The sequence below is a fragment of the Streptomyces sp. NPDC002795 genome (assembly GCF_042888725.1).
In the GTDB taxonomy this organism is placed as follows: Bacteria; Actinomycetota; Actinomycetes; order Streptomycetales; family Streptomycetaceae; genus Streptomyces.
Genome location: NZ_JBIAQB010000024.1, coordinates 34619 through 43803, shown reverse-complemented (window position 1 = coordinate 43803; position 9185 = coordinate 34619). Strand labels below are relative to the sequence as shown.

17 protein-coding genes are annotated in these 9185 nt (G+C 69.8%); 15 read left to right on the top strand and 2 right to left on the bottom strand.

Going from position 1 to position 9185, the window contains the following annotated elements; translation table 11 throughout:
* Positions 1 to 144 precede the first annotated feature (144 nt).
* Positions 145 to 1443 (top strand): tyrosine-type recombinase/integrase, encoded by a 1299-nt coding sequence (locus ACFYWS_RS39565; protein WP_389284619.1) that lies wholly within the window; start codon positions 145 to 147, stop codon positions 1441 to 1443.
* On the opposite strand, the gene ACFYWS_RS39560 is transcribed toward ACFYWS_RS39565, so the two are convergent.
* Positions 1444 to 1923: a hypothetical protein gene (locus ACFYWS_RS39560; protein ID WP_389284618.1), complete on the bottom strand. Its 480-nt coding sequence runs from the start codon at positions 1921 to 1923 to the stop codon at positions 1444 to 1446.
* 171 nt (positions 1924 to 2094) lie between these two features.
* Positions 2095 to 2514, bottom strand: a complete 420-nt coding sequence (locus ACFYWS_RS39555; RefSeq protein ID WP_389284616.1) for an XRE family transcriptional regulator — start codon at positions 2512 to 2514, stop codon at positions 2095 to 2097.
* Between the two features lie 264 nt (positions 2515 to 2778).
* Between ACFYWS_RS39555 and ACFYWS_RS39550 the strand changes: the two genes are divergently transcribed.
* From ACFYWS_RS39550 to ACFYWS_RS39485, 14 genes are all read left to right on the top strand, one after another.
* A complete protein-coding gene (locus ACFYWS_RS39550; RefSeq protein WP_389284615.1) occupies positions 2779 to 3066 on the top strand; it encodes a hypothetical protein in 288 nt (95 codons plus the stop codon).
* Complete coding sequence (locus tag ACFYWS_RS39545; RefSeq protein WP_389284613.1) at positions 3063 to 3335, top strand: helix-turn-helix domain-containing protein; 273 nt, start codon at positions 3063 to 3065, stop codon at positions 3333 to 3335. Before ACFYWS_RS39550 ends, ACFYWS_RS39545 begins: the two co-directional genes overlap by 4 nt.
* 90 nt (positions 3336 to 3425) lie before the next feature.
* Complete coding sequence (locus tag ACFYWS_RS39540; protein WP_389284612.1) at positions 3426 to 3800, top strand: hypothetical protein; 375 nt, start codon at positions 3426 to 3428, stop codon at positions 3798 to 3800.
* Positions 3797 to 4075: a hypothetical protein gene (locus ACFYWS_RS39535; protein ID WP_389284610.1), complete on the top strand. Its 279-nt coding sequence runs from the start codon at positions 3797 to 3799 to the stop codon at positions 4073 to 4075. The genes ACFYWS_RS39540 and ACFYWS_RS39535 overlap by 4 nt, the downstream gene beginning before the upstream one ends.
* Positions 4069 to 4284, top strand: a complete 216-nt coding sequence (locus tag ACFYWS_RS39530) for a hypothetical protein (RefSeq protein WP_389284608.1) — start codon at positions 4069 to 4071, stop codon at positions 4282 to 4284. The genes ACFYWS_RS39535 and ACFYWS_RS39530 overlap by 7 nt, the downstream gene beginning before the upstream one ends.
* Positions 4281 to 4721: a hypothetical protein gene (locus ACFYWS_RS39525; RefSeq protein ID WP_389284606.1), complete on the top strand. Its 441-nt coding sequence runs from the start codon at positions 4281 to 4283 to the stop codon at positions 4719 to 4721. The genes ACFYWS_RS39530 and ACFYWS_RS39525 overlap by 4 nt, the downstream gene beginning before the upstream one ends.
* Positions 4718 to 5767: a YqaJ viral recombinase family protein gene (locus tag ACFYWS_RS39520; RefSeq protein WP_389284604.1), complete on the top strand. Its 1050-nt coding sequence runs from the start codon at positions 4718 to 4720 to the stop codon at positions 5765 to 5767. Before ACFYWS_RS39525 ends, ACFYWS_RS39520 begins: the two co-directional genes overlap by 4 nt.
* Positions 5764 to 6564, top strand: a complete 801-nt coding sequence (locus ACFYWS_RS39515) for an ERF family protein (RefSeq protein ID WP_389284602.1) — start codon at positions 5764 to 5766, stop codon at positions 6562 to 6564. Before ACFYWS_RS39520 ends, ACFYWS_RS39515 begins: the two co-directional genes overlap by 4 nt.
* Positions 6561 to 7292 carry an exonuclease domain-containing protein gene (locus ACFYWS_RS39510; RefSeq protein ID WP_389284600.1) on the top strand — a complete coding sequence of 244 codons (732 nt, stop codon included), beginning with the start codon at positions 6561 to 6563 and terminating at the stop codon, positions 7290 to 7292. The genes ACFYWS_RS39515 and ACFYWS_RS39510 overlap by 4 nt, the downstream gene beginning before the upstream one ends.
* Complete coding sequence (locus ACFYWS_RS39505) at positions 7289 to 7552, top strand: hypothetical protein (protein WP_389284598.1); 264 nt, start codon at positions 7289 to 7291, stop codon at positions 7550 to 7552. Before ACFYWS_RS39510 ends, ACFYWS_RS39505 begins: the two co-directional genes overlap by 4 nt.
* Positions 7549 to 8172 (top strand): hypothetical protein, encoded by a 624-nt coding sequence (locus tag ACFYWS_RS39500; protein WP_389284597.1) that lies wholly within the window; start codon positions 7549 to 7551, stop codon positions 8170 to 8172. The genes ACFYWS_RS39505 and ACFYWS_RS39500 overlap by 4 nt, the downstream gene beginning before the upstream one ends.
* Positions 8169 to 8477 carry a WhiB family transcriptional regulator gene (locus tag ACFYWS_RS39495; protein WP_389284596.1) on the top strand — a complete coding sequence of 103 codons (309 nt, stop codon included), beginning with the start codon at positions 8169 to 8171 and terminating at the stop codon, positions 8475 to 8477. The genes ACFYWS_RS39500 and ACFYWS_RS39495 overlap by 4 nt, the downstream gene beginning before the upstream one ends.
* Positions 8474 to 8704 carry a hypothetical protein gene (locus tag ACFYWS_RS39490; RefSeq protein WP_389284595.1) on the top strand — a complete coding sequence of 77 codons (231 nt, stop codon included), beginning with the start codon at positions 8474 to 8476 and terminating at the stop codon, positions 8702 to 8704. Before ACFYWS_RS39495 ends, ACFYWS_RS39490 begins: the two co-directional genes overlap by 4 nt.
* Positions 8704 to 9141, top strand: coding sequence for a hypothetical protein (locus tag ACFYWS_RS39485; RefSeq protein ID WP_389284594.1), 438 nt, complete (start codon positions 8704 to 8706; stop codon positions 9139 to 9141). The genes ACFYWS_RS39490 and ACFYWS_RS39485 overlap by 1 nt, the downstream gene beginning before the upstream one ends.
* Positions 9142 to 9185 lie beyond the last annotated feature (44 nt).

Here is a 9185-nt window from a genome sequence, read left to right as displayed (position 1 = left end):
GGTTCAAGTCCCGTCACTCACCCTGAATGATCAAGGCTCGACCTGCGAAAGCAGGTCGAGCCTTCTTCATGTCCGCACCCATGGGAACACCACGGGAACACGACCCCCTCCCCACGGCCGCCCCGCACGCCTATCGTCGCCGTCATGGCGAGCATCGTTGAGCGCCCCAAGAAGTCGGGCGAGGTCACGTATCAGGTGAAGTGGCGCGAGGGCGGCGCCTGGCAGACCGAGAACTTCGGCGGCGAGACCGGCGCCGAGCAGGCCGGCCAGTTCAAGCAGCTCGTCGAGGCGCACGGCAGCCAGTGGCCGTACGGCTGGGTCAAGGGTCACGGCTTCGTCGAACCCGAGCAGCACCCCAACGACCACCCCTTCGGGGACTACGCCCTCCGGTACGTCGACGGACTGAACACCGTGGACGACCGCACCAAGCACGACTACAAGCGGGACATCGAGAAGCACTTCCTCGGCGTGACGTACGTCGACTCGGCCGGCACCGAGCATCGCCTCGGCGGCCTCGTCCACACCGAGCCGGACGGCACGGAGCTCCCGCCGACCATCTGCAACGTGACGCAGGCCGACGTGAACGGATGGGTAGGCCGGCAGCGGCACGCGGTCACGGCTCCCGACAATCCCGAGAAGGTGCTCCGGATCAAGGCCAGCGCCAAGAGCGTCGCCAACCGGCACGGCCTGCTGTACGTGATCTTTCAGACCGCGGTCGAGTCGGAGCCCGCGCTCCGCGAGTCGAACCCCTGCAAGAAGACCGGCCTCCCCCGCCAGGACGAGGGCACCGACGAGGAGATGGTGTTCCTCGAACACGAGGAGTACGCGCGCATCAGCCTCGAACTGCGCGCCCTCGACCCCGCGGCCGCAGACCTCGCCGACTTCCTCGTCGGCACCGGCATGCGCTGGGGCGAGGCCACCGCACTCCAGACCCGCGACATCAACTGGACCACCGGCAAGGCCAACGTGCAGCGAGCATGGAAGCGACAGGACGACAACACGTTCAAGATCGGGCCACCCAAGACGAAGAAGGCCCGACGCTTGGTGAAGCTGAACGCGGACCAACTGGCGATGCTGCGCCGCCTGACAACCGGCCGCCGCCCGGAGGACTGGATCTTCCGGGGCGGGCAGGGCAAGGCGTGGCGGCACAGCAACTTCTACCACCGCAAGTGGGAGCGGGCGCTCGCCGAAGCGATCAAGAAGGGGCTCGGCAAAAAGCCCAGGATCCACGATCTGAGGCACACCCACGTGGCGTGGCTGATCGAGCAGAACATCAACCCGGCAGCGATCCAGGCCCGGTTGGGGCATGAGTCGATCACGACAACGATCGACCGGTACGGGCACCTGCTGAACAACCTGGACGATGAGATCAGCGCCGCCGTCACCAACGCGATGCGAGTGGCAGCACCCCGCGAGGGTCTACGTGCCGTCCGCTCCGCGTGATCAGGGGCCCGGCTGCGGCGAGGGGCCGCCGCGCCAGTCCTGCGTCCACTCGCCGGTGCCGACGATGTGGAGCAGGTAGCCGCGCATCTCGTCGAAGCACTGCCGGGTCATGGCGCCGGCCGCAACGAGCCACACGAAGCGGCCGGACTGCTCGTCGGGGGTGATCGCCGCGCCGTCGGGCAGGCTCGGGCGGAACTCCATGTCGAACTCTGCGACGGCGAGTTGGGGGTCGGCCTCGACGGGTGGGATCTTCCCCCAGTTCTGCCGCCATCGGCCGCTGCCGACTATGACCTGGAGGTGGCGGAGCATCTCGTCGAAGCACTGCTGTGTCATGGCGCCTACGGCTACGAGGAAGACGAACTTCCCGTCGCGTTCGGCGGGCACGATGGCTCTGCCGTCTGGCAGGTGGGGCACGAACTCCATGTCGAACTCCGCCTGGGGTTCCTCTTCCGCCGCGCGCGCTGCGCCTTCGTCCGCCATTGTCGAGCCCCTTCGCATGGCACACCCCGCAATTCGAACTTGATTCGAACATGCAGGTTACAAGTGATCCATCACGCCCCCCAGGCGGATCACCGACTGTGCCATACCGATCAGGTTGTGACTAGAGGGACTCAATGTGTAACTGAAAGTAGTATTAACTACTTGGTACGTTCACTCGGACGGGCGTCGAGTGCGCCGCCGGAGGAGGATCTGAGCCAGTTCATCGAGCTCGTCGAGCTCCTCCTCGTCGATCCCCTCGATCCGGGCCAGGAAAAGGCGCCGCTTCCCCTCGACGTCCCAGCGCTCGGAGACGTGCCCGAAGAACTGCGCACTGGCCGCGCGCTGCAAGGCGCTCACTGGGAGGTGGAGTGCGGCGGCGAGTGCACGTAGCTGCCCCTCGGTCGGCGCCTTCACTCCCCGATTCTTGATCAGGTTCTCGATGGTGCTCTTCGTGTAGAGCGGCCCGAGCTCCGGGTGCTCCGGATCGATCGCCGCCTCGGCGAGGGTGCGGTAGCCGAGGCCGCGCTCCTTCATCTGATCGCGCACGAGATCGGACAAGTCCGTCCGCCTCGTCGTTTCCTCCGCTGCCATGATCCTCGTCTCCGCGTGGGCCGTGTGGGGGGTGGTGTCCACGTGACTACTGCGTCGTCTTTGGCATATGCACTGGTCGGCGCACCTTTCTTGCCATCCCGACTGACACAGTGTCCAGGTTCCTGGTCACCGAACGCCACCCCACCCTCCACCTTGACCAAAATTCCCCGAAACACTCCGTCCAATTATCTGGACACAGCGTCCAGGTTCCTGCCATGATCTGGGTGTCCAAAAAACTGGCCACCCTGTCCAAGGAGGTAGATCGTGGCGCCCGAACCTCGCTACGAACTCGTCCGCCCCGACCTGCTCCGCCTTCTCATGGGGCGCACGTGGACCGGTGCCGACGTCAGCGGCCGCGAACTCGCCGCCGCCATCGGCATACCGCGAGCCACCCTCAACGCCCTGCTCACCGGCACCACCCGCTCGCAGCCCGAGACCATCGCCCGCGCCATCTGCCGGGAGATCGGAATCGAACTGCTCTGCCTGTGGACGCCCAAGAGCCGCACGACACGCGTCCCCGAGCCCGCGCCCAAGCAGCTGGCCGCCGCGTGACCCGCCGCTTCACCTACGCCGAAGCCGCGGTCGTACTGCGCGTCTCCGAAACCTGGCTGCGCCGGCACATCAAGTCGCTGCCGCACAGCAAGAAGGGCCGAGTCGTGACGTTCACGGCGGAGGACCTGGAGCGGATCGACGCTCTGCACCACCACGAGCCGACGGCGGGCCCGCTGTCCATCGTCTCGGCCCCGCGCGCCGACGGCCCGCACCCGATGGCGGGGCTCCGGCCGCTGCCTCCGCGCGGCGCGGCTGTCCGAACTTCCTGATCTTTCCCTGAACGCGCCGAGGGGCCGCCCGCTTGCAGGCCCGGCGACCCCCGACTACGGCGCCCCTACCAAGAGAGAAGAGAGGCCCCGATGGCCACTGAGATTACCGACTCGATGACCTTGGCCGTACAGGCCCTGGTTCTGATGAACGAGCGCGCGGCCCAAGTCCAGGCCGTCGCGATCCAGTTGATCGCGGAGTACAGCGCAGCTCTGCCGCCGCTCTCCGCAGTCCGCGCCGAGGCGTCCACGAACCGCGTACACCTGGCGTTGCAGACGTTGACGGAGGCGGACGCCCGCCAGTGGGCGCAGGCCCTCGACGTCACGTTGGAGACGTCCGAGCCGAACCGGGGCCGCTACGAGCACGGCTACCACGTCCACACCGTTGCGACGTTCGTGGTCGACGGCGTGAACGTGGAGCTCGGCTCGGCCGTGTGGGTGTCGACGCCTGAGGCGGTCGCCGCGTGAGCGCCCCGCTGGTCGTGAACACGGTCGAGGGCACCGTGTGGACGCGCCGCCCGCAGTTGCGGGATGGGGCCGACCTGTACGCGCCGCAGAAGTGCCCGACGTGCCCGGAGTTCCTGATGGCGACGTACGCCGAGCTGACCGAGCACGGGATCGCGGGCGAGGCGTTCGCGCTTCCGATGCCGGTGGGTGTCGAGCGGGCGGCCGATCGGTTGACGGCGCTGCTCGCCCCGACGCAGGCCCTCCGCGAGGACGAGACGGGCGGTGCCTCGTGCTGACCAACGCGCTCCTCCTCTTCTTCCTCGCGCTCTCCGGTGAGGGCCTCCTCCTCTTCAAGCACGGGCTCGACCGCGAGTTCCCGATGGACAACGACCCGGAGGACGAGCCCGAGGTCGACGAGCTGGACATCGCGGACGAGGTGGCGCTCGCGGATTCGGGGCGCCGTTGGACACCGCGTTTGGTGCCGGGGCAGCGAGGTGCGGTGTGAGCGCCTCGACCGAGATCGAGAACTACCCCGGCGAACTCCCCATGCTGCGCGGCCTGGTGCGCGTGATCCGCGCGATCGCGGAGCACGGCGACATGGACGAGCTGCGCCGGGTCCTGGCCGAGCACGAGATCGACGAGCAGGCGGCGTACGCGGCGCGCGGGGAGAAGGCCACCGTTCCGGCGGCGACGGCCACTCCCCACGTGTTCATCGAGGACGCCCGCCTCCGCGCCCTGCACGACGCCATGACCGCCAAGCGCGGCGAGTGGCGCAGTAGCGACGCACTCCGCGCCGTCCGCGACTCCGGCGTCCGAGGCGTCAGCCGCGGCTACGCCTCCCGCCTCCTCCGCGCCCTCGTCGAGAAAGGCCTCGCCACCGCGCACGGCCCTCAAGACGGGCGCTTCTACACGCTCAGCACGAAGGGTGGCACCGCCACATGACGAGCACCACCGTGCGCGCCGGGGCTTCGGCCCCGGCCGCCGGCCGCCGGGTCACCCCGACCGGCCGCCTCATCCTCTCCGCCGACGCCGACCGCTCCGACTGGCTCACCGCCCGCCGCTCCGGACTCGGCTCCTCCGACATCGCCGCGATCCTCGGCATCAGCCGCTACGGCAACGCCCTGTCCGTCTGGCACGACAAGACCGGCGGCCTCCCGCTGGAAGGCGACGACTCCGAACCCGCCCTGTGGGGACGCGCGTTCGAGGAGACCGTCGCCCGCGAGTGGGCCCGCCGCAACCGCTCCGTCGTCCGCCGCGTCGGCCTCGTCCAGAACATCGAACGACCCTGGCAGATGTGCACCCTCGACCGCCGAGTCCTGGAGTGCCCGCTCGCCGACGGCCGCGAGAAGTGCGCCGTCGAGATCAAGTGCCGCGACAAGATGAAGGCCGGGCAGTTCCGCCGCGGCGTCGCCGATGACGTCCTCGTCCAGACCCTGTGGCAGGCCGACGTGTGCGGCTTCGACCACGTCCACGCCGCAGTGCTCATCGGTGGCAACGACTACCGGCAGTACGTCATCCGGCTCGCCGACCACGCTGACCTCGTCGCCGACCTCCGGGCCGCGGGCGAGCGGGCGTGGCAGCAGATCGTCGACCGGCGCCCGCCGACGATGCCCGGCGACGCAGACCCTGACGTCCTCCTCGACCTGTACGACCGCCTCTACCCCGACCGGGCCGGATCGGTCGACCTGTCCCGCGACATCGACACGCAGGACGCCGTCGCCGACTACCTCGACGCCCACAACGACTACACGGCGGCCGAGCGCCGCAAGAAGGCCGCGAAGGCCCGCATCCTCGCCGGTCTCGGCGACGCCGAGCAGGGCCTCGTCCTCGACCGCGTCCACGTCGCGCTCGACGAGCGCTCCAAGCAGTGGACCGACCTGTCCCGCCTCGCCGAGCGCTGGCCGGACGCGTACGCGGACTGCGTCGAGGACCGCACCTATCGCCAGCTGTCCATTCCCCGCTCTGTCCGTGAGGAGCACAACGCATGAGCACGATCGCTGAGCGGGCCGCGGCTGCGGCCGGCCGCACCTTGAAGACCGACGAGTTCCTCGACGAGGTGGTCGACGAGGTGGTCGACGAGCGCGAGGCCGAGGAGTTCACCCCGGCGCCGGACCCCATGGCCGACTACGAGCCCGGTGACGACGACCCGGAGATGGTGCCCGTCCACATCGCGTGGCTTCGCGTGCGCCGAGAGGTCCGCGCCATCGCCAAGGGCGAGGAGTACAAGGGCGGCAGCACCCGCTTCAACTTCCGCGGCGTCGACACGGTGGTCAACACCTTCGGCCCGGTGACCTTGAAGCACGGCGTGAACGTCCTGCCGGTCAAGGTCGACGCCGAGTACCGCGACACCACCACCTCCAAGGGCAACAAGATGCGCGAGTGCACCGTGCGCGTCTCGTGGTTGATCGTCGGCCCGAAGGGCGACAGCCTCTCCTTGCAGACACAGGGCGAGGCCCTGGACTCCGCCGATAAGGCAACGGCCAAGGCGCAGTCCGTCGCGCTGCGCGTCCTCCTCCTCACGAGCGGCCTCACCCCCACCCACGACAAAGACCCCGACGCCTCGTACATCGAGCGCGGCAACGAGGCCCCGGCTCGCTCTGCGGAGTCGTACCGCGACGAGATCCTCGACAAGAAGACCTCACCGCAGCGGATCCAGCAGATCGGCTACGAGGTCTCCAACGCCCGGATGCTCCAGTCCAAGGTGCAGAACGAGAGTGGCGATTGGGAGACCCTCGCCAGCCTCGGCCCGCGCATCTACAACGAGCGTGTCGGCGGTGGCCAGTGAGTTGGCACACCGGCCGTCTGTGCGGCTTCGACCTGGAGACCACCGGCATCGACGTCGAGCACGACCGCATCGTCACCGCCTGCGTCGTCCAGTGCGGCGGCAGCCACCCGACTGCATCCGGCACGTGGCTCGCCGACCCCGGGATCGACATCCCCGAAGAGGCCGCAAAGGTCCACGGCATCACGACCGAGCAGGCCCGCGCCAAGGGGCGGCCGGCGGCCGAGGTCGTCGAGCAGGTCGTCGCCGCCCTCGCTGCTGTCGTCGTCTCCGGCGTACCGGTCGTCGCGATGAACGCCGTCTACGACTTCACGATCCTCGACCGCGAGGCCCGCCGCCACGGCGTACAGCCGCTCGTCGACATCGTCGGCGGCGACCTCCGCGTCGTCGACCCGCGCGTCCTCGACAAGTCCGTCGACAAGTTCCGGCGCGGCGGCCGCAAGTTGGAAGACCTGTGCCGCACGTACGAGGTTCGGCTCGACGGCGCGCACTCGGCGGACGCCGACGCGATCGCCGCCTGCCGCGTCGCGTGGCGGATCGCCAGCAAGAAGCCGAAGGTCGGCGGCGCCTCTCTCGACGAGCTGCACGCCTGGCAGATCGAATGGGCGCGCGAGCAGGCCGAGAGCCTCGCGGACTACTTCCGGCGCACACCCGGCAAGGAACACCAGGCCGACGGCGTCCGCACCGAGTGGCCGCTCATCCCCGCGCAGCGCACGTGCGGTGCCTCATGAGCCCCCGCACCGCCGCCCGCGCCGTCCGCGCGTTCGTCCGCGGCCCCGGCCGACACCGCCACGGCGACCGGCCGGCCCCGATCGAGCTGCCCGCGCTCCTCGACGAGGCCGACGTCGACCAGCTGCTCGCCGACGGCGACATCGAAGCCAGCGAGTGCGCGCCCTGCCCGTGCTGTGCGCGCACCACGTTCCACGCCATGCACACCGACGGGTCCCGCACATGCTGGACCTGCGGCACGACCACAGCAGGTGAACAGTGACCGCACCCACCCTGTTCAACACCGAGGCACCGGCCGCCACCACGGCGGCCGGGCACCGGCCCCTCGTCATCGGCCTCGACATGGCCCTCGGAACTTCCGGAATCGCAGGGCCCGGCTGGACCGACACCATCCGCACCGGCAACCTCCGCGGCGAGCAGCGCCTCCGCTACATCGCCGACACCGCCACCAGCTTCTACCGGCTCGCGGACTTCGTCGCCATCGAAGGCGCCGCCTTCTCGCACGCCAAGCAGGTCGGCCACGACGAGATGTCCGGGCTCCGATGGATGATCCGCTGCGACCTCTGGAGCCGCGGCATCCCCTTCGCCGTCGTCACCCCGGACTCGCGGACGATCTACGCCACAGGCAAGGCCCGTTGGAAGGACGAGGCCGACCGCAAGCTCACGCCGAAGCAGGTCAAGGGCCTCGTCCGCGACGAGACGGCACTCCGGTACGGCATGCAGTTCACCGGGACGACCCGGTACGACGAGGCCGACGCGTACGTCCTGATGGCGATGGCCATGGACTGGCTCGGCCATCCGCTCGCCGAGGTCCCGCCCACGCACGCCCGTGCGCTCAAGGGCGTGCCGTGGCCGACGCAGCCCGTGGCGGTGGCCTCATGATCCGCCACGTCCCGTACCGCGTCGCCGCACCCAACCCTGCCGGTAGCGACGACTGGCGCAGCAAGGGCACATGCGCCTCCGTAGACCCGGACGTCATGTTCCCGCACAGCGACCCGGCGGACATCGGGAACGCCAAGCGGGTCTGCGCCCGTTGCCCCGTCTCCCGCACGTGCCTGCGCGACATCATCCGGCACGAAGGCGACAAGGACACGTACGCCCGCCACGGCGTCGTCGCCGGACTCACTCCCGCTGAACGCCGCGCCGTCTACCGGCTGTTGCAGGAGCGCGGACAGGGCGCCGCATGACGGGCCGCAAGCGCCGCCGCGCCCCGCCCGAGCCGCCGCCCGGCGGACTCCTCGACTGGCACGCCAGCTCGCACTGGTCCCGCCGCCAACTCCCCTGCCGGTACTGCGAAGAGCCGACCAACCTCCGCGACTCCAAGCACAAGCCCGCACACAAGACCTGCGCCGAGCAGGCCCTCGCCCAGCAGGCCGCCGAAGCGGCCGACGCCTACCAGAACGGAACGCTGTAATGCCCAAGCTCAGCCCCTCCGACGTCCCCGAGGTCAAGCTCGACAGCGGCGCCGCCGCCATCGAAGCCAGCCTCACCCGCGACCTCCGCCGCGGCCTCTTCGAAAAGCCCGGCACCACCGTCGTCGCCATCGTCGAACTCACCGCCAAGACGTACACCGGCCACGCCGAGGACGAAGACAAAGTCCCGCAGGTCAAGGTGCGCGTCACCGGATGCGAGGTCGCCCGCACCGACGAGGACGCCGCCGCCCTCCTGGAAGCCAAGCGCGCCATGTGGAGGGACCGCCAGATCGAAGGAACCCTCGACGAGATCGGCGAGGGCCCCCGCCGGCCGGACGTCCACCTCTTCGACGTGACGGCCACGAAGCCGACCGAGGACGAGCTGCGCGAGCACCGCCGCAAGGTCGAGGACCAGCGCCGCTCCGAGTACGTCCGCTAGCCGCTCCCGCCCCCGGGGCCGCCCGTCTGCGGCCCCGGACCGAG

Excerpts from the sequence above, each read along its gene's own strand:
- ACFYWS_RS39505 (WP_389284598.1), top strand. The coding sequence starts at position 7,289 with ATGAGCCCCCGCACCGCCGCCCGCGCCGTCCGCGCGTTCGTCCGCGGC.
- ACFYWS_RS39490 (WP_389284595.1), top strand. The coding sequence starts at position 8,474 with ATGACGGGCCGCAAGCGCCGCCGCGCCCCGCCCGAGCCGCCGCCCGGC.
- ACFYWS_RS39485 (WP_389284594.1), top strand. The coding sequence starts at position 8,704 with ATGCCCAAGCTCAGCCCCTCCGACGTCCCCGAGGTCAAGCTCGACAGC.
- ACFYWS_RS39520 (WP_389284604.1), top strand. The coding sequence starts at position 4,718 with ATGACGAGCACCACCGTGCGCGCCGGGGCTTCGGCCCCGGCCGCCGGC.
- ACFYWS_RS39515 (WP_389284602.1), top strand. The coding sequence starts at position 5,764 with ATGAGCACGATCGCTGAGCGGGCCGCGGCTGCGGCCGGCCGCACCTTG.
- ACFYWS_RS39560 (WP_389284618.1), bottom strand. The coding sequence starts at position 1,923 with ATGGCGGACGAAGGCGCAGCGCGCGCGGCGGAAGAGGAACCCCAGGCG.
- ACFYWS_RS39540 (WP_389284612.1), top strand. The coding sequence starts at position 3,426 with ATGGCCACTGAGATTACCGACTCGATGACCTTGGCCGTACAGGCCCTG.
- ACFYWS_RS39495 (WP_389284596.1), top strand. The coding sequence starts at position 8,169 with ATGATCCGCCACGTCCCGTACCGCGTCGCCGCACCCAACCCTGCCGGT.
- ACFYWS_RS39555 (WP_389284616.1), bottom strand. The coding sequence starts at position 2,514 with ATGGCAGCGGAGGAAACGACGAGGCGGACGGACTTGTCCGATCTCGTG.
- ACFYWS_RS39565 (WP_389284619.1), top strand. The coding sequence starts at position 145 with ATGGCGAGCATCGTTGAGCGCCCCAAGAAGTCGGGCGAGGTCACGTAT.